Origin of the sequence: Pseudomonas sp. V98_8, assembly GCF_029967975.1 — a bacterium.
GTDB classification, from domain to species: Bacteria; Pseudomonadota; Gammaproteobacteria; order Pseudomonadales; family Pseudomonadaceae; genus Aquipseudomonas; species Aquipseudomonas umsongensis.
Map to the genome: position 1 here is coordinate 38,444 of NZ_JASCAE010000082.1, position 18,792 is coordinate 57,235.

The 18,792-nt window shown below is 59.5% G+C and carries 17 protein-coding genes; 4 read left to right on the top strand and 13 right to left on the bottom strand.

Annotated elements, in window-relative coordinates; genetic code table 11:
- Positions 1–136: 136 nt before the first annotated feature.
- The 8 genes from QLG10_RS24910 to QLG10_RS24945 form a co-directional block, all read right to left on the bottom strand.
- Complete coding sequence (locus tag QLG10_RS24910; RefSeq protein ID WP_188264987.1) at positions 137–562, bottom strand: GNAT family N-acetyltransferase; 426 nt, start codon at positions 560–562, stop codon at positions 137–139.
- Positions 555–1,724: a cupin domain-containing protein gene (locus tag QLG10_RS24915; RefSeq protein WP_188264988.1), complete on the bottom strand. Its 1,170-nt coding sequence runs from the start codon at positions 1,722–1,724 to the stop codon at positions 555–557. Before QLG10_RS24915 ends, QLG10_RS24910 begins: the two co-directional genes overlap by 8 nt.
- Positions 1,725–1,810: 86 nt before the next feature.
- Positions 1,811–3,181, bottom strand: a complete 1,371-nt coding sequence (gene purB / locus QLG10_RS24920) for an adenylosuccinate lyase (RefSeq protein ID WP_020799537.1) — start codon at positions 3,179–3,181, stop codon at positions 1,811–1,813.
- A gap of 124 nt (positions 3,182–3,305) precedes the next feature.
- A complete protein-coding gene (gene hflD, locus QLG10_RS24925) occupies positions 3,306–3,929 on the bottom strand; it encodes a high frequency lysogenization protein HflD (protein WP_110754318.1) in 624 nt (207 codons plus the stop codon).
- Positions 3,926–5,071 (bottom strand): tRNA 2-thiouridine(34) synthase MnmA, encoded by a 1,146-nt coding sequence (gene mnmA, locus QLG10_RS24930; protein WP_188264989.1) that lies wholly within the window; start codon positions 5,069–5,071, stop codon positions 3,926–3,928. The genes hflD and mnmA overlap by 4 nt, the downstream gene beginning before the upstream one ends.
- Before the next feature lie 59 nt (positions 5,072–5,130).
- Positions 5,131–5,577, bottom strand: a complete 447-nt coding sequence (locus QLG10_RS24935; RefSeq protein ID WP_020799534.1) for an NUDIX hydrolase — start codon at positions 5,575–5,577, stop codon at positions 5,131–5,133.
- 199 nt (positions 5,578–5,776) lie between these two features.
- Complete coding sequence (locus tag QLG10_RS24940) at positions 5,777–8,002, bottom strand: NADP-dependent isocitrate dehydrogenase (protein WP_110754312.1); 2,226 nt, start codon at positions 8,000–8,002, stop codon at positions 5,777–5,779.
- A gap of 331 nt (positions 8,003–8,333) precedes the next feature.
- Entirely contained in the window at positions 8,334–8,498 is a 165-nt protein-coding gene (locus QLG10_RS24945) for a hypothetical protein (protein WP_177411678.1), read from the bottom strand.
- Between QLG10_RS24945 and icd the strand changes: the two genes are divergently transcribed.
- The gene (gene icd, locus QLG10_RS24950) at positions 8,497–9,753 is read left to right on the top strand and encodes an NADP-dependent isocitrate dehydrogenase (protein WP_007951441.1); all 1,257 of its coding nucleotides are present in this window, start codon (positions 8,497–8,499) and stop codon (positions 9,751–9,753) included. The genes QLG10_RS24945 and icd overlap by 2 nt on opposite strands.
- Positions 9,754–9,832: 79 nt before the next feature.
- On the opposite strand, the gene cspD is transcribed toward icd, so the two are convergent.
- Positions 9,833–10,123 carry a cold shock domain-containing protein CspD gene (gene cspD / locus QLG10_RS24955; protein ID WP_110754310.1) on the bottom strand — a complete coding sequence of 97 codons (291 nt, stop codon included), beginning with the start codon at positions 10,121–10,123 and terminating at the stop codon, positions 9,833–9,835.
- 224 nt (positions 10,124–10,347) lie between these two features.
- Here cspD and clpS point away from each other — a divergent pair, with 224 nt between their 5' ends.
- Positions 10,348–10,731, top strand: coding sequence for an ATP-dependent Clp protease adapter ClpS (gene clpS, locus QLG10_RS24960; protein WP_020799529.1), 384 nt, complete (start codon positions 10,348–10,350; stop codon positions 10,729–10,731).
- A gap of 30 nt (positions 10,732–10,761) precedes the next feature.
- Positions 10,762–13,032, top strand: a complete 2,271-nt coding sequence (clpA, locus tag QLG10_RS24965) for an ATP-dependent Clp protease ATP-binding subunit ClpA (protein ID WP_110754308.1) — start codon at positions 10,762–10,764, stop codon at positions 13,030–13,032.
- Positions 13,033–13,268: 236 nt separating this feature from the next.
- Here clpA and infA read toward each other — a convergent pair whose 3' ends face one another.
- The 4 genes from infA to trxB all read right to left on the bottom strand — a co-directional run bounded on the left by infA (position 13,269) and on the right by trxB (position 16,063).
- Entirely contained in the window at positions 13,269–13,487 is a 219-nt protein-coding gene (infA, locus tag QLG10_RS24970; RefSeq protein WP_002553999.1) for a translation initiation factor IF-1, read from the bottom strand.
- 111 nt (positions 13,488–13,598) lie between these two features.
- Complete coding sequence (locus QLG10_RS24975; RefSeq protein WP_020799527.1) at positions 13,599–14,306, bottom strand: arginyltransferase; 708 nt, start codon at positions 14,304–14,306, stop codon at positions 13,599–13,601.
- A gap of 54 nt (positions 14,307–14,360) precedes the next feature.
- Entirely contained in the window at positions 14,361–15,041 is a 681-nt protein-coding gene (aat, locus tag QLG10_RS24980) for a leucyl/phenylalanyl-tRNA--protein transferase (protein ID WP_110754306.1), read from the bottom strand.
- 62 nt (positions 15,042–15,103) lie between these two features.
- Positions 15,104–16,063 carry a thioredoxin-disulfide reductase gene (gene trxB, locus QLG10_RS24985; RefSeq protein ID WP_110754305.1) on the bottom strand — a complete coding sequence of 320 codons (960 nt, stop codon included), beginning with the start codon at positions 16,061–16,063 and terminating at the stop codon, positions 15,104–15,106.
- A gap of 305 nt (positions 16,064–16,368) precedes the next feature.
- On the opposite strand from trxB, the gene QLG10_RS24990 reads away from it, so the two are divergent.
- A complete protein-coding gene (locus tag QLG10_RS24990) occupies positions 16,369–18,777 on the top strand; it encodes a DNA translocase FtsK (RefSeq protein ID WP_110754416.1) in 2,409 nt (802 codons plus the stop codon).
- The last annotated feature ends 15 nt before the right edge of the window (positions 18,778–18,792 follow it).

The window sequence follows — 18,792 nt, forward strand, 5'->3', positions numbered from 1 at the left end:
GTGGCGAGGGGATTTATCCCCGTTGGGGTGCGTAGCAGCCCTGAATCTGCAACCGCTGTCCTTCAGGTTTACCGCATGCACAGTGATTGCGACTGCTGCGCAGCCGGACGGGGATAAATCCCCTCACCACAAGGTATCAGCTCGAGTGACGGACCATGTCCACATGCGGAATCCCTGCTTCCAGGAACTCCTCGCTGACCATGTGAAAGCCCAGGCGCTCATAGAACGCCGTGGCTTGCACCTGGGCGCTGAGCATCTGCTGCTTCAGCCCGCGCTCTTCGGCTTCGTCGATCACCGCGTGCATCAGCGCATCGCCGACCTTCAGGCCGCGCCAGTCCTTGAGTACCGACACCCGGCCGACGTGACCGTCAGGCAGCAGGCGGGCGGTGCCGACCGGAAAGTCGCCTTCGAGGGCAAGGAAATGCACGGCTGTGACATCGTCGGCATCCCATTCCAGCTCGGGTGGAACGGATTGCTCGGCGACGAATACCGCTTCACGAATGCGCCGGATCTCGGCGTTGTCCTTTTGCCAGTCTGCGACACGTACGTGAATCTTATTCATCGGCAAACCCCAGGCTTCCTTGCTTGACCAGTTCGCACAGCAGGCCGCGGCCATCTTCGTCGGTCAACCAGTCACCGAGGTTGTCGACGTGCAGCGCATCGGCGGCGCAGATCATTTTCAGCAGTTCGCGCAGTTTGCCCGGCAGGTAGCGGCTCTGGCCGCTGGCAAACAGCAACAGGTCGTCATCGACTTCCGACCACGCCAGGCGCGCGCTAGGGTTGCGGATCAGTACGGCGCCTTGCTCCAGCGCGCCGAGAACGTCTTCTTCCTCGAGGTCTTCAGGGCCGACCACCAGTTCCGGATAACGGGGTTCGGTCATGAACTGGCCGAACCAGGTCAGCAGCAGGCGCTCGTCGCTCATGTGCTCGGCCAGCAGGCTTTTCAGGCGATCGAGGGCGTCATGCTGGATCTGGTGCGGATCGATCGCCGGCACGGCGTCGGCGTCGGTGTAGCGCTCTTCGTCCGACAGGAACTGGCTGAGGAAGTCGGTGAAGTGGGTCAGCACTTCAGCGGCGCTCGGTGCGCGGAAGCCTACGGAGTAGGTCAGGCAGTCATCGACCGCCACGCCACAGTGGGCCAGGCGTGGCGGCAGGTAGAGCATGTCGCCCGGTTCCAGCACCCATTCATCGGTGGCCTCGAAGTCGGCGAGGATGCGCAGGTCCGCGTGTTGCAGCAGCGGGCTTTCGGTGTTGCACATCTGGCCGATTTTCCAGTTGCGCTTGCCGTGGCCTTGCAGCAGGAACACGTCGTAGTTATCGAAGTGCGGGCCGACGCTGCCACCGGGGGCGGCGAAGCTGATCATCACGTCATCGATGCGCCAGCTCGGCAGGAAGCGGAAGTTTTCCAGCAGTTCGCTGACTTCCGGCACGAACTGGTCGACGGCCTGCACCAGCAGGGTCCAGTCGCGCTCCGGCAACTTGCTGAACTCGTCTTCGGCAAAGGGGCCGCGACGCAATTCCCATGGGCGCTCGCCGTTCTCGATGATCAGGCGCGATTCGACTTCTTCTTCCAGCGCCAGGCCGGCCAGTTCGTCGGCATCGATCGGGCTTTCGAAATCAGGAATCGCCTGACGGATCAACAGCGGTTTTTTCTGCCAGTAGTCGCGCAGGAACTCGCGTGCCGTGATGCCGCCCAGAAGTTGAAGAGGAATGTCAGGATTCATGTGTAACCTATTGAAAAAAAGCACTTTTCATACGGGAATAAAAACGCCCGGCGCGGCCGGGCGTCTTAAAAGGGTCCAGCGGTCGATCAGATGCGTTTGGCTTGCGCTACAGCGTTACCGATGTAGTTCGCCGGGGTGAGCAGTTTCAGCTCGGCCTTGGCGGCGGCTGGCATGTCCAGGCCGTCGATGAAAGTTTGCAGCGCCTCAGGGCTGATGCCCTTGCCGCGGGTCAATTCTTTCAGCTTTTCGTACGGGTTTTCGATGTTGTAGCGACGCATTACGGTCTGGATTGGCTCGGCCAATACTTCCCAGCAAGCGTCCAGGTCGGCGGCAATCTTCTGCTCGTTGAGCTCCAGCTTGCTGATGCCCTTGAGGCTGGCTTCGTACGCGATCACGCTGTGGGCGAAGCCGACACCGAGGTTGCGCAGTACGGTGGAGTCAGTCAGGTCGCGCTGCCAGCGGGAGATTGGCAGTTTGCTCGCCAGGTGCTGGAACAGTGCGTTGGCGATACCCAGGTTGCCTTCGGAGTTTTCGAAGTCGATCGGGTTGACCTTGTGCGGCATGGTCGACGAGCCGATTTCGCCAGCGATGGTGCGCTGCTTGAAATAACCCAGGGAGATGTAGCCCCAGATATCACGGTCGAAGTCGATCAGGATGGTGTTGAAGCGCGCGATCGCGTCGAACAGCTCGGCGATGTAGTCGTGCGGCTCGATCTGCGTGGTGTACGGGTTGAAGCCCAGGCCCAGTTCGTCTTCGATGAAGGCGCGGGCATTGGCTTCCCAGTCGATCTCAGGGTAGGCCGACAGGTGAGCGTTGTAGTTGCCGACAGCGCCGTTGATCTTGCCCAGCAGCGGAACGGCGGCGACCTGGGCGATCTGGCGCTCCAGGCGGTAAACCACGTTTGCCAGCTCTTTGCCCAGGGTGGTTGGCGAAGCCGGTTGGCCGTGGGTGCGCGACAGCATCGGCACGTCGGCGAAGCGGATGGCCAGTTCGCGGATGGCTTCGGCGGTCTGGCGCATCAGCGGCAGCATCACGTCATCACGGCCTTCGCGCAGCATCAGGGCATGGGACAGGTTGTTGATGTCCTCGCTGGTGCAGGCGAAGTGGATGAACTCGCTGACAGCGGCCAGTTCCGGCAGCTTGGCCGCCTGCTCCTTGAGCAGGTATTCGATGGCTTTTACGTCGTGGTTGGTGGTGCGCTCGATCTCTTTGACACGCTCGGCGTGCTCCAGGGAGAAGTTTTCCGCCAGGGTGTTCAATACCGCGTTGGCTTCGGCGGAGAACGCCGGCACTTCGCTGATGGCAGGGTGAGCGGCCAGGCGCTGGAGCCAGCGCACTTCAACCAGGACACGGGCACGGATCAGGCCGTACTCGCTGAAAATTGGGCGCAGGGCCTGGGTTTTGCCGGCGTAGCGGCCGTCAACAGGGGAAACCGCAGTGAGCGAAGAGAGCTGCATGGGGTGTTCTCGGACAGTCGGGCAACGAAATGGGGCGCGTATCATACATGAAAAAATCCGCCGGTCCGTCGCCAACTGACCGGCGTATTACGCGTATTGCTAAGTTCAGTGCTGTCGATGCGGGTTATTCGTTACGCATCAATGGGTAAAGCTCTTTGAGCAATTTGCGTCGGCTGATCACCAGCTGCCAGCGATGACCACCCAATTGCCGCCACAGGCGTGCCGAACGAATGCCGGCCAGCAACAGGGCGCGAATTTTCGAGGCGTTGCTCGGTTGCTGCAGGTTGCGCATGTCACCGTGCACCTGGATGCGTTGGCGCAGGGTGCTCAGGGTATCCTGGTACAGCGCGCCGCACGCGGCGATCACGTTTTCGTGGGCCGGGCCGAAATGTTCGACCTGGGACTGGATCTGCGGCAGGCGTTTGCCGATCACGTCCAGCATGTCCTCGCGCTTGGCCAGTTGACGCTCCAGGCCCAGCATTGCCAGGGCATAACGCAGCGGTTCGCGCTGCAGGGCGCTCGGGTCGCGTTCGAGGGCGCCGATCAATGCGCGATAGCCTTCGCGCAGGTTGATGTCGTCGCCACCGTAGACTTCCAGGGTGTCCTTGGGGTCGCGAATCAGCAGGCTGCCGAGCATGCAGGTCAGGCCGGCCTCGTTGGTCTGGCCGGTCTTGGCGATCCTGTCCACGAGCACGGCGGCGAGGAATACCCCGCCCAGTGCCGTCAGTTGCTCCTGAGTGGGGGTCATTGAGCCTGGCCCTTGCTGGTGCTCTCGCTTGTCCAGGGCTCTGCCACTTCGATCACGCCGCCGCCGAGGCAAATCTCGCCGTCGTAGAACACCACGGACTGACCCGGGGTGACCGCGCGTTGCGGGTCATCGAAGGTGGCGCGGTAACCGGCGGCGGTCTTCTCCAGGGTGCAGGGCTGGTCGCTCTGGCGATAACGGACCTTGGCGGTCAGCTTGCGCGGCTGGCTCAGGTCGATCGGGTTGACCCAATAGATATCCGAAGCGAGCAGGGCGCGGGAGAACAGGGACGGATGGTTGTTACCCTGGCCAACGATCAGCTCGTTGCATTTGAGGTCTTTGCTCAGCACATACCACGGCTCTTCTCCGGCATCTTTTTTGCCGCCGATGCCCAGGCCCTGGCGCTGGCCAATGGTGTGATACATCAGGCCGTGATGGCTGCCGATGACCTTGCCGGCGGTGGTCTTGATCTTGCCGGGCTGGGCTGGCAGGTATTGCTTGAGAAAGTCGCTGAAGCGGCGCTCACCGATAAAGCAGATCCCGGTGGAATCCTTCTTTTTCGCGGTCGCCAGCTCATATTTCTCGGCAATGGCCCGAACCTGCGGTTTTTCCAGTTCGCCGACCGGGAACAGGGTCTTGGCGATCTGTTCGCCGCCGACGGCGTGCAGGAAGTAGCTCTGGTCCTTGTTCGGGTCCAGGCCCTTGAGCAGTTCGGTGCGGCCGTCGATGTCGCGGCGACGCACGTAGTGGCCGGTGGCGATCAGGTCGGCACCGAGCATCATGGCGTAGTCGAGGAACGCCTTGAACTTGATCTCGCGGTTGCACAGGATGTCCGGGTTTGGCGTACGACCGGCCTTGTATTCGGCCAGGAAGTGCTCGAACACGTTGTCCCAGTACTCGGCGGCGAAGTTGGCGGTGTGCAGCTTGATGCCAATCTTGTCGCACACGGCCTGGGCGTCCGCCAGGTCGTCCATGGCGGTGCAGTATTCGGTTCCGTCGTCTTCTTCCCAGTTCTTCATGAACAGGCCTTCCACCTCATAGCCCTGCTCGATCAGCAGGAGGGCGGAAACGGAAGAGTCCACGCCGCCGGACATGCCGACAATGACGCGCTTCTTTTGTGTGTCAGAAGGGGCTGGATCACGCATAGGGATTCAATGAGTGTCTTGAAAAAGGACGCGATTCTAACAGGCTCCAGCCCGCAAGGCTAAAGAGAAGGGCGGATCAATTCCAGGCCGAAGTGTTTGCCGTCCAGATAATCGTCGATGCAACGCATGATCAGCTCGCTGCGCCAGTTGTCGCGCCGACCGATTAATTCCTCGCGGGTCAACCACTTGGCGCCGACGATGCCCTCGTCCAGTTGATACTCGGGGTGATGTTTCAGCGGTTTGGCGATAAAGCAGACCCGCTGGTAGGTCACGCCGTTGCTTGGGGCGGTATAGAGATAGATTCCCAGTACGCCGGTGGGTTCGACGTCCCAGCCGGTTTCCTCGAGGGTTTCGCGCACGGCGGCCTCGGTCAGGGTTTCGTTCGGGTCCAGGTGTCCGGCGGGCTGGTTGAGCACCACGCGTCCGTGCTTGAGTTCTTCGACCATCAGGAAGCGGTCGTTGTCTTCGACGATGGTGGCGACGGTGATGTGGGGTTGCCAGTCCATGAATTTCCCTCGGTTTTGAATGTTGAAACCCGGTCAAATGTGGGAGCGGGCTTGCTCGCGAAAGCGGTGGGCCAGTCAACAGAGATGTTGAATGATAAACCGCATTCGCGAGCAAGCCCGCTCCCACATTTGATTTGTGTGATGGCTGAAAACACAAACCCCGGCACATGGCCGGGGTTTGTGATGTTCCCTTACAACCTTAAACCAGCGCAGCGATCGCGGCGTTGAAGGTGTTGCTCGGGCGCATGGCCTTGCTGATCAGCTCGGCATCGGCGTGGTAGTAACCGCCGATGTCCACTGGCTTGCCCTGTACGGCGTTGAGTTCGGCAACGATGGTTGCCTCGTTCTCGGTCAGGGTCTTGGCCAGGGTTGCGAACTGCGCTTGCAGTGCAGTGTCTTCGGACTGGGCGGCCAGGGCTTGAGCCCAGTACAGCGCCAGGTAGAAGTGGCTGCCGCGGTTGTCGATGTTGCCGACTTTACGCGATGGCGACTTGTTGTTGTCCAGGAACTGGCCAGTGGCCTGATCCAGGGTCTTGGCCAGAACCAGCGCCTTGGGGTTGTTGTAGGTCACGCCCAGGTGCTCAAGGGAAGCGGCCAGGGCCAGGAACTCGCCCAGGGAATCCCAACGCAGGAAGTTTTCTTCCAGCAGTTGTTGCACGTGCTTCGGAGCCGAACCGCCAGCGCCGGTTTCGAACAGGCCGCCGCCATTCATCAGCGGAACGATCGACAGCATCTTGGCGCTGGTGCCCAGTTCCATGATCGGGAACAGGTCAGTCAGGTAGTCGCGCAATACGTTGCCGGTTACCGAGATGGTGTCTTTGCCTGCGCGAGTGCGTTGCAGGGTGAACTTCATCGCGTCGACAGGTGCCATGATCTGGATGTCCAGGCCGGCAGTGTCGTGATCCTTCAGGTAAGCCTGGACTTTCTCGATCACCACGCCGTCGTGGGCACGCATCGGGTCCAGCCAGAAGATCGCTGGCGTGCTGCTTGCGCGGGCACGGTTGACGGCCAGCTTGACCCAGTCCTGGATCGGCGCGTCTTTAGTCTGGCACATGCGGAAGATGTCGCCGGCTTCAACCGACTGTTCCAGCAGCAGGGTGCCATTGGTGTCGGTCACGCGGACAACGCCGTTGGTCTTGATCTGGAAAGTCTTGTCGTGCGAGCCGTACTCTTCGGCTTTTTTCGCCATCAGGCCAACGTTCGGCACGCTGCCCATGGTGGTTGGATCGAAGGCGCCATTGGCCTTGCAGTCTTCAATTACTGCCTGGTAGATGGTGGCGTAGCAGCGATCCGGGATCACCGCCTTGGTGTCGTGCAGTTGGCCGTCGGTGCCCCACATCTTGCCGGAGTCACGGATCATCGCCGGCATCGAGGCGTCGACGATGACGTCGCTCGGTACGTGCAGGTTGGTGATGCCTTTGTCGGAGTTGACCATGGCCAGCGACGGACGAACGGCGTAGACCGCCTGGATGTCCGCTTCGATCGCGGCTTGCTGCTCGGCAGGCAAGGCCTTGATGCGCGAGTACAGGTCGCCGATGCCGTTATTCAGGTTGAAGCCGATCTGCGCCAGCACGTCGGCGTGCTTGGCCAGGGCGTCTTTGTAGAACTCGGCAACGATCTGGCCGAACATGATCGGGTCGGAGACCTTCATCATGGTGGCTTTGAGGTGAACCGACAGCAGCACGCCTTGTGCCTTGGCGCTTTCGATTTCAGCGGCGATGAAAGCGCGCAGGGCGTTTTTGCTCATCACGGCGCAGTCGAGGATCTCGCCAGCCTGAACGCTGGTTTTTTCTTTCAGGACGGTGGTGGTGCCGTCTTGGGCGATCAGTTCGATCTTGACCGCGCCAGGGGCGTCGATCAGGGCGGCTTTTTCGCTACCGTAGAAATCGCCGCTGCTCATGTGCGCAACGTGGGACTTGGAATCCGCAGCCCAGGCGCCCATTTTGTGCGGGTGCTTGCGTGCGTAGTTCTTTACCGACAGTGGCGCGCGGCGGTCGGAGTTGCCTTCGCGCAGAACCGGGTTCACGGCGCTGCCCTTGACCTTGTCGTAGCGCGCCTTGGCGTCTTTGTCGGCGTCGCAGGTCACGGTTTCCGGGTAGTCCGGCAGGGCGTAGCCCTGGGCTTGCAGTTCCTTGATCGCGGCTTGCAGTTGCGGAACCGAGGCGCTGATGTTCGGCAGCTTGATGATGTTGGCTTCAGGCGTAACGGCCAGCGCGCCCAGTTCGGCGAGGTGGTCGGCTACGGCTTTGTCGCCCAATTGCTCGGGGAAGCTGGCCAGGATGCGCCCTGCAAGAGAGATATCGCGGGTTTCAACGGCGATATCAGCCGAGGCGGTGAACGCCTCTACGATAGGCAACAGTGAATAGGTGGCGAGGGCGGGAGCTTCGTCGGTGAAGGTATAGATGATCTTCGAGCGGGTGGGCATATTCGGATTAACTCTCTCTTCTTTGCTAAAGCGTGCGCAGAAACTCGAGGGGCGCCGGGTAAGCGCGTTCGTTCAAAGTCATCCATGAGCCGAATATCGAGATTTCGTTGCTGTGATGTTGGGTGCATCAGTAGGGCGTCAAGCAGACAGGCTGCGGTAGCAGGCCGTCTCATCGGGCGCAAACACTCGTCGTAGAGCTGTTCAGCCTGACGTGACCCTTTAGTCAGCGGCGGCATTATACATAGGTAGCTGGCAATCTGCCGATGGTTCATACACATCTATTGTCGTCCATTGGTCTAAAGGTCGCAGGGACGAGCAGGGCGTATGGTCATTATTCATCCTTGAGATTGGCGTTTTTCCCTTTGCTTTCAGGCTTGTAGGTCGCGCGTTGAGTGGCTTTGCGGCAGATGGATGGAACATAGGGTTTGCGCGCCGATTTAACTGGGTTACGCTCGAACCAAGCCAGATGTTCAATCCAATCAATGGAGTTCAGCATGGGTTACAAGAAGATTCAGGTTCCAGCCGTCGGCGACAAAATCACCGTCAATGCAGACCATTCTCTCAATGTTCCTGATAATCCGATCATCCCGTTCATTGAAGGCGACGGCATTGGCGTCGACGTCAGCCCCGTCATGATCAAGGTTGTCGATGCTGCCGTGGAAAAGGCCTACGGGGGCAAGCGCAAGATTTCCTGGATGGAAGTCTATGCTGGCGAAAAGGCTACACAGGTCTACGACCAGGACACCTGGCTGCCCCAGGAAACCCTGGATGCCGTGAAAGACTACGTCGTTTCCATCAAGGGCCCGCTGACCACGCCGGTCGGCGGGGGTATCCGCTCCCTCAACGTTGCCCTGCGCCAACAGTTGGACCTGTATGTGTGCCTGCGGCCGGTGGTGTGGTTCGAAGGTGTGCCAAGTCCGGTGAAAAAACCTGGCGACGTCGACATGGTGATCTTCCGCGAGAACTCCGAAGACATCTACGCCGGTATCGAGTGGAAGGCCGGCTCGCCGGAAGCCACCAAAGTCATCAAGTTCCTGAAAGAAGAAATGGGCGTCACCAAGATCCGTTTCGACCAGGACTGCGGCATCGGCATCAAGCCGGTCTCCAAGGAAGGCACCAAGCGCCTGGTGCGCAAGGCCCTGCAATACGTGGTGGACAACGACCGCAAGTCGCTGACCATCGTGCACAAGGGCAACATCATGAAGTTCACCGAAGGTGCCTTCAAGGACTGGGGTTATGAGGTGGCGAAGGAAGAATTCGGCGCCGAGCTGCTCGATGGCGGCCCGTGGATGAAATTCAAGAACCCGAAAACCGGCCGCGAAGTCGTGGTCAAGGACGCCATTGCCGACGCCATGCTCCAGCAGATCCTGCTGCGCCCAGCCGAATACGATGTGATCGCCACGCTGAACCTCAACGGTGACTACCTCTCCGACGCCCTGGCGGCGGAAGTGGGCGGTATCGGTATCGCGCCAGGCGCGAACCTGTCCGATACCGTGGCCATGTTCGAAGCTACCCACGGTACCGCGCCGAAGTATGCCGGCAAGGACCAGGTCAACCCGGGTTCAGTGATCCTTTCGGCCGAAATGATGCTGCGTCACCTGGGCTGGACCGAGGCGGCGGACCTGATCATCAAGGGCACCAACGGCGCGATCAAGGCCAAGACCGTGACCTATGACTTCGAACGCCTGATGGAAGGCGCGACGCTGGTGTCGTCTTCCGGGTTCGGTGAAGCCCTGATCAAGCACATGTAAGCAAACGACAGGCATACAAAAACCGCCCGATTCAATTGATTGAGTCGGGCGGTTTTTTATGACTGGATGACGGTGCGGTTTAAACCGTCACGGTCTGTTGCGTGGCAGGCGTTGAGGCTTTCGAAGCATCCACAGGGTTGCCGATATTCACGGCATGCAGGCCCTTGGGGCCCTGGACGATATCGAACACCACGTCTTGCCCCGCTTTCAAGGTTTTATAGCCGTCCATCTGAATAGCGGAATAGTGCGCGAACAAGTCTTCGCTGTCGCCATCCTTGTTGATGAATCCATAGCCCTTGGCATTGTTGAACCATTTGACCTTGCCTTTTACAGTGCCTTTCGCCGACGCTGCATTCTTGTCGCCTGACATACCAACTCCCTCTGCAACAGACTCCATCACTGGAGTATCATCCAGTACATCCGCAGTCACTTCTTAGGAAAAAAGTTGACTCCGCGGACCTTTTTTACCCACTGTGGGCTCTATTGGTTGTAACACCGTTTTGCCGATAGTCAAGGTGACCAGGCAGTCGGAGTTGAAATCGCCCAAGACCGCCCCCACCACTGTATTTGCACAACTGACGAACCTTTCTTTCCATGCATGCAATCAGCCAGATTCGACTAACATTCAATCAGGATCGCCCGACTCTCCAGAAAGATCGCCCGGAGGAACACGACGACGATTCCGCAGGCATTGCTGTTCAGGAGGCCAAGCCTGCTCTACAGGCGCCGCCGATGTACAAGGTGGTTTTGTTCAATGATGACTACACACCGATGGATTTCGTCGTCGAAGTGCTCGAGGTGTTTTTTAACCTGAATCGCGAGCTGGCGACCAAGGTCATGCTGGCCGTCCATACAGAAGGGCGGGCAGTATGTGGAGTGTTTACCCGCGACATCGCCGAGACAAAGGCCATGCAGGTCAACCAGTACGCCAGGGAAAGCCAGCATCCGCTACTCTGTGAAATCGAGAAGGACGGTTAATCGCCGACCACTTGGGTATGAGGTGAAGCTATGTTAAACCGCGAGCTCGAAGTCACCCTCAATCTTGCCTTCAAGGAGGCTCGTTCGAAGCGTCATGAATTCATGACCGTCGAACATCTCCTGCTGGCCCTATTGGACAATGAGGCTGCCGCCACCGTTTTGCGTGCGTGCGGCGCGAACCTCGACAAACTCAAGCATGACCTGCAGGAGTTCATCGACTCCACCACGCCATTGATCCCCGTGCATGACGAGGATCGTGAAACCCAGCCAACCCTGGGCTTCCAGCGTGTACTGCAGCGTGCTGTGTTTCACGTACAGAGCTCGGGCAAACGCGAAGTGACTGGCGCCAACGTGCTGGTCGCGATCTTCAGTGAGCAAGAGAGTCAGGCAGTGTTCCTGCTGAAACAGCAGAGCGTTGCCCGTATCGATGTCGTCAACTACATCGCCCACGGTATCTCCAAGGTGCCAGGGCACGGCGATCACTCTGAGGGTGAGCAAGATATGCAGGACGACGAGGGCGGTGAGTCTTCATCTTCAGGCAATCCACTGGATGCTTATGCCAGCAACCTTAATGAACTCGCGCGCCAGGGTCGAATTGATCCATTGGTAGGCCGAGAGCTGGAAGTCGAGCGCGTCGCCCAGATCCTGGCGCGTCGTCGCAAGAACAATCCGTTACTGGTGGGCGAGGCAGGTGTGGGTAAAACCGCGATTGCCGAAGGCCTGGCCAAGCGCATTGTCGACAACCAGGTGCCGGACCTGTTGGCCAATAGCGTCGTTTACTCCCTGGACCTGGGCGCATTGCTGGCCGGGACCAAATACCGCGGCGATTTCGAGAAGCGCTTCAAGGCGTTGCTCAATGAGCTGAAAAAACGTCCGCAGGCGATCCTGTTCATCGACGAAATCCACACCATCATCGGCGCGGGTGCCGCGTCCGGTGGCGTCATGGATGCCTCGAACCTGCTCAAGCCGCTGCTGTCGTCCGGTGATATCCGGTGCATCGGTTCGACCACGTTCCAGGAATTCCGCGGGATCTTCGAGAAGGATCGTGCACTGGCTCGGCGCTTCCAGAAGGTTGACGTGTCGGAACCTTCGGTGGAAGACACCATCGGTATCCTGCGCGGCCTGAAAGGGCGTTTCGAGACCCATCACAATATCGAATACAGTGATGAGGCCCTGCGCGCCGCTGCCGAACTGGCTTCGCGCTACATCAATGACCGGCACATGCCGGACAAGGCCATCGACGTTATCGACGAGGCGGGTGCCTTCCAGCGCCTGCAGCCGGTGGAAAAACGGGTGAAACGCATCGAAGTGCCTCAAGTCGAGGACATCGTCGCGAAAATCGCGCGGATTCCACCAAAACACGTCACCAGTTCCGATAAAGAGCTGCTGCGTAACCTTGAGCGTGACCTGAAGCTGACGGTGTTTGGCCAGGATGCGGCGATCGATTCGCTGGCGACCGCGATCAAGCTGTCCCGTGCCGGCCTCAAGTCGCCTGACAAGCCTGTGGGTTCGTTCCTGTTCGCAGGGCCTACCGGTGTCGGTAAAACCGAAGCGGCACGGCAGTTGGCCAAGGCGCTGGGGGTCGAGCTGATTCGTTTCGACATGTCCGAGTACATGGAGCGCCACACCGTATCGCGTCTGATCGGTGCGCCTCCAGGCTATGTCGGGTTCGACCAGGGCGGTCTGCTGACCGAAGCCATCACCAAGCAGCCACATTGCGTGCTGTTGCTCGATGAAATCGAAAAGGCGCATCCGGAAGTCTTCAACCTGCTGCTGCAGGTCATGGACCACGGGACGCTGACCGATAACAACGGGCGCAAGGCGGATTTCCGTAACGTGATCGTCATCATGACGACCAACGCCGGTGCCGAAACCGCAGCCCGTGCTTCGATCGGTTTCACCCATCAGGACCACTCGTCCGATGCGATGGAAGTGATCAAGAAGAGCTTCACGCCAGAGTTCCGCAACCGCCTGGACACCATCATCCAGTTTGGTCGCCTCAGCCATGAGGTCATCAAGAGCGTGGTGGACAAGTTCCTTACCGAGCTTCAGGCGCAGCTGGAAGACAAGCGCGTGCAGCTGGAAGTGACCGACGCTGCACGAGGCTGGCTGGCGGCAACTGGCTACGACACGGCTATGGGGGCTCGCCCGATGGCACGTTTGATACAGGACAAGATCAAGCGTCCGCTGGCGGAAGAGATCCTGTTTGGCGAACTGGCCGACCATGGTGGCGTGGTTCATATCGATCTGAAGGACGGCGAGCTGACCTTCGACTTCGAGACCACGGCCGAGATGGCCTGACGTTCAGAAGCAAAAACAAAAAGGCGCCGAGAGGCGCCTTTTTGCTGTCTCGAAAAATACACTGAACCAATGTGGGAGCGAGCCTGCTCGCGAAGGCGTTGCAACAGTGAATGAAATGCTAGCTGGCACGACACATTCGCGAGCAGGCTCGCTCCCACATTGGAATTGCGGTGGGGTGTCAAATCCCAGGCAAACAAAAACGCCCGGCATAAGCCGGGCGTCTTGTATTGACCTGATTAGCGAGCGCGGTAAGTGATGCGCCCTTTGCTCAAGTCATAGGGCGTCAGCTCGACGCGCACTTTGTCACCGGTAAGAATACGAATGTAGTTCTTGCGCATCTTGCCGGAGATATGCGCGGTTACGACGTGCCCATTTTCCAACTCCACACGAAACATGGTGTTGGGCAGGGTGTCGACGACAGTGCCTTCCATTTCGAAGCTGTCTTCTTTCGACATGCAGTAAAGCCCTCGGTGTCCAATGAATGGCCCGGTGCAACTGCGCCAGGCAAAAGCGGCGTGCATTGTGCCCGAAAAATGGTGTTTAAGCCAAGGGGTTTAGGGCTTGCTCTAGTTCAGGACGACCCAGCGCTGGTTTATCAGCAGTTCGATGGGGCGATACTGGGTCTTGTAGCTCATTTTTTTGCAGTTCTTGATCCAGTAGCCCAGGTAAACCGCGTCCAGCCCCAGGCGCCGGGCTTCGGCGATTTGCCACAGTATCGCGTAGCGTCCCAGGCTGCGGCGCTCTTCGCCGGGCTCATAGAAGGTGTAGACCGCCGACAGACCGTTCGGCAGAAGGTCGGTGACGGCGATCGCCAGTAGTCGACCCTGGAGGCGAAATTCGTAGAACCGCGAAAAAGGCAGATCGCGAACCAGGAAGGTCGAGAACTGATCGCGGCTGGGCGGGTACATGTCGCCATCGGCATGGCGTTCTTCGATGTAGCGCTGATAAAGATCGAAATATTCTTCGCTGAAACCTGGCTTGGCGGGGCGGACTTGCAAGTCGGCGTTGCGTTTGAAAATGCGTTTTTGCTGACGATTGGGCGTGAATTGCCCTACCGGAATGCGCGCCGGTACGCACGCGTTGCAATTCTGGCAATGGGGGCGATACAGGTGGTCGCCACTGCGCCGAAAACCCATCTCGGAGAGATCTGCATACACGTGCACATCCATGGGCTGGCTAGGGTCGAGAAACAGGGTGGTGGCCTGCTCCTCGGGCAGATAGCTGCAGGAGTGGGGTTGAGTGGCATAAAACTTCAAACGCGCCAACTCGGTCATGATCAACCCTCGGAAAGCTTTTGGATAAGTGTAAGCCACGCGAGCCAAAGTCGCTCAGCAAACCCAGGTTGCACGATTGGGCTGATCCAGATGCCGCGCCAGGTAATCGGCAAACACCTGGCGCGGAATCGCTCGCGCACCCAGGCTATGCAAATGATCGGTGGGCATCTGGCAATCGATGAGCACGAAACCCGAGTCTTTCAGATGTCGTACCAATGTGGCAAAGCCAAATTTCGACGCGTTATCGGCCAGGCTGAACATGGATTCGCCGAAAAACAGCTGGCCCATCGCCAGGCCATACAGCCCGCCCACCAGTTCATCCTGGTCCCAGACCTCTACCGAATGCGCATGGCCGCGTTTGTGCAGTTCGATGTAGGCGTCCTGCATGGCTTCGGTGATCCAGGTGCCGTCCGCATATTCCCGGGGAGCGGCGCAGGCACGGATAACCGCGGCAAAATCCTGGTCGAAGGTCACTTGATAGCGTTGTTGGCGCAGCAGTTTGTTCAGGCTGCGGGACACGTGCAGTTCATCGGGAAACAGCACGGTGCGAGGGTCCGGCGACCACCAGAGGATCGGCTGGCCTTCGGAAAACCAGGGGAAGCAGCCATGGCGGTAGGCCTGGATCAGCCGATCGGCGGACAAGTCGCCACCGGCCGCCAGTAATCCATTGGGATCGCGCATGGCCTTTTCCAGGGCCGGGAACGTCAGGGTGTTGCGTTGTAACCAGGTCAGCATGGCATCAGGGCTTACAGAAGGGGAGGGCGATGGCGGGCGTAGGCCCGCCGTGAAGTTTGCCGTCAAACAGTGGGAATGTCGTCGAGGTATTTTTCCGCGTCCAGGGCGGCCATGCAGCCGGCGCCAGCAGAGGTGACGGCCTGGCGATAGACGTGATCGGCGACGTCACCCGCGGCAAACACCCCTTCAATGGCGGTTGCCGTCGCATTGCCTTCGCTGCCACCGTTGACCAGCAGATAGCCATCACGCATTTCCAGTTGGCCCGTGAACAGGTCGGTATTGGGCTTGTGGCCGATGGCGATGAACACGCCGGTCAGGGGCAGCTCAGTGATCGCGCCGGTATGACTGTCGCGCAGGCGCGCGCCAGTCACGCCGCTGGCGTCGCCCAGCACCTCGTCCAGATTCTGGTTCCAGTGCAGGCGAATATTGCCCTTGGCGGCTTTTTCAAAGAGTTTGTCCTGAAGAATCTTTTCCGAGCGCAACTTGTCGCGACGGTGGATCAGATGGACTTCCCGGGCAATGTTCGACAAATAGAGCGCTTCTTCAACGGCGGTATTGCCGCCCCCCACCACCGCGACCACCTGGTTGCGATAGAAGAAGCCGTCGCAGGTCGCGCAAGCTGAAACCCCTTTGCCGGCAAAGGTCTCTTCCGAAGGCAGCCCCAGATACTGCGCCGACGCGCCCGTGGCGATAATCAGTGCGTCGCAGGTATAAGTGCCGCTGTCACCGATAAGTTCGAAGGGGCGCTGTTGCAACTTGGCGGTATGGATGTGGTCGTAAACGATCTCGGTGGCAAAGCGCTCGGCGTGTTTTTGCATGCGTTCCATCAGGACCGGGCCAGTCAGGCCTTCGACATCGCCTGGCCAGTTATCGACTTCCACGGTGGTAGTGAGCTGGCCACCTGCCTGTATGCCGGTAATGACAACGGGCTTGAGGTTGGCGCGAGCGGCATACACGGCTGCGCTGTAACCCGCGGGGCCGGATCCCAGGATGATCAGGCGGGAATGCTTCGCTACGCTCATAAAAACACCTCATAAGCCTTTGTCACAAAAGAGAATGCGTGCTCAAATTGAGTCGCACGTAATGTGCTGTTGACTATGCTACACCCAAGAGTTGCCAGCATGGCATCGCACGTACAAACCCGTACAATGCCTGGCTATAACAGTGTTTGTAACAAAATCGGCATCGCATTTCGTGTTTATGAAAACCGATGCGCAGTGTTAAAAGTAGTCCCGGTTACGCCTGTTAACTTTTTTACCTGCCTGGATTGGGCAGTTTTATAGTCATTCAACAGATGGACGCGCCATTGGCGCAGGAAAAACAGGTTTTGAAGAAATCCACCGCAGCACCCAAAACAGTTGTTCCACTCTGGCGTCAGCACCTGCACTACCGCCTCAAGGAAGGTGCATTGATCGCCATCGGTGCGTTGTGCCTGTTCCTGATGATGGCCTTGCTGACCTATGGCAAGGACGATCCGGGCTGGAGCCACAACAGCAAGATCGAGGACGTTCAAAACTTCGGCGGCCCGGCGGGTTCCTACAGCGCCGATATCCTGTTCATGGTGCTGGGTTACTTTGCCTATATCTTCCCGTTATTGCTGGCGATCAAGGCCTATCAGATCTTCCGCCAACGCCATGAGCCGTGGGAGTGGAGCGGCTGGCTGTTCTCCTGGCGCCTGATCGGCCTGGTGTTCCTGGTGCTGTCGGGCGCCGCGCTGGCGCACATCCATTTCCATGCCGCGACCGGTCTGCCGGCCGGCGCCGGGGGAGCGCTGGGCGAGAGCCTTGGCGACCTGGCGAAGAACGCGCTGAACATCCAGGGCAGCACGCTGCTGTTCATCGCCTTGTTCCTGTTCGGTCTCACGGTGTTCACCGACCTGTCATGGTTCAAGGTGATGGACGTTACCGGCAAGATCACCCTCGACCTGTTCGAGCTGTTCCAGGGTGCCGCCAATCGCTGGTGGGCAGCCCGTACCGAGCGCAAGCAACTGGTGGCGCAGCTGCGTGAAGTCGATGAGCGCGTGCACGACGTGGTCGCGCCAACCGTCACCGACAAGCGCGAACAGGCCAAGGTCAAGGAGCGCCTGATCGAGCGCGAGCAGGCCCTGAGCAAGCACATGTCCGAGCGCGAGAAGCAGGTGCCACCGGTGATTGCCCCGGCGCCACCCAAGCCGCCAGCGCCGAGCAAGCGCGTGGAAAAAGAAAAGCAGGCGCCGTTGTTCGTCGACAGCGCTGTGGAGGGCACTTTGCCGCCGATCTCGATTCTCGACCCGGCGGAAAAGAAACAACTCAATTACTCGCCCGAATCCCTGGCGGCCGTCGGCCACCTGCTGGAAATCAAGCTCAAGGAATTCGGCGTCGAAGTCACCGTGGATTCGATCCATCCGGGTCCGGTGATTACCCGTTACGAGATCCAGCCAGCGGCCGGGGTCAAGGTCAGCCGTATCTCCAACCTGGCGAAAGACCTGGCGCGTTCCCTGGCCGTGACCAGCGTGCGTGTGGTGGAAGTGATTCCGGGCAAGACCACGGTCGGTATCGAGATTCCCAACGAAGACCGGCAGATCGTGCGCTTCTCCGAAGTGCTGTCGACCCCCGAGTACGACAACTTCAAGTCCCCGGTCACCCTGGCCCTGGGTCATGACATCGGTGGCAAGCCGGTGATCACCGACCTGGCGAAGATGCCGCACCTGCTGGTGGCCGGTACGACCGGTTCCGGTAAGTCGGTGGGGGTGAACGCGATGATCCTGTCGATCCTGTTCAAGTCCGGTCCGGAAGATGCCAAGCTGATCATGATCGACCCGAAAATGCTCGAGCTGTCGATCTACGAAGGCATTCCGCACCTGCTGTGCCCGGTGGTCACCGATATGAAGGACGCCGCCAACGCCTTGCGCTGGAGCGTCGCCGAGATGGAGCGGCGCTACAAGCTGATGGCGAAGATGGGCGTGCGTAACCTGTCCGGCTTCAACGCCAAGGTCAAGGAGGCGCAGGACGCCGGCGAGCCATTGAGCGACCCGTTGTACAAGCGCGAAAGCATCCACGACGAAGCGCCGCTGTTGCAGAAACTGCCGACCATCGTCGTGGTGGTCGACGAATTCGCCGACATGATGATGATCGTCGGCAAGAAGGTCGAAGAGCTGATCGCGCGTATCGCCCAGAAGGCGCGGGCGGCAGGTATCCACTTGATCCTTGCGACCCAGCGTCCGTCGGTGGACGTGATCACCGGCCTGATCAAGGCCAACATCCCCACGCGCATGGCGTTCCAGGTGTCGAGCAAGATCGACTCGCGGACCATCATCGACCAGGGTGGCGCCGAGCAATTGCTGGGTCACGGTGACATGTTGTACATGCCACCGGGTACCAGCCTGCCGATCCGGGTTCACGGCGCGTTCGTTTCCGACGATGAGGTTCACCGCGTGGTCGAGGCCTGGAAACTGCGCGGCGCGCCGGAATACAACGACGACATCCTCAACGGTGTCGAAGAGGCCGGCAGCGGCTTTGAAGGCAGCAGCGGTGGCGGCGACGGCGATGATCCCGAGGCCGACGCGCTGTATGACGAAGCAGTGCAGTTCGTCCTTGAAAGCCGTCGCGCGTCCATCTCCGCGGTACAGCGCAAGCTGAAGATCGGCTACAACCGCGCCGCGCGCATGATCGAAGCCATGGAAATGGCCGGGGTCGTGACGTCCATGAACACCAACGGTTCGCGTGAAGTCCTGGCCCCTGGCCCGGTACGCGACTGACCCGATACTGAAAAG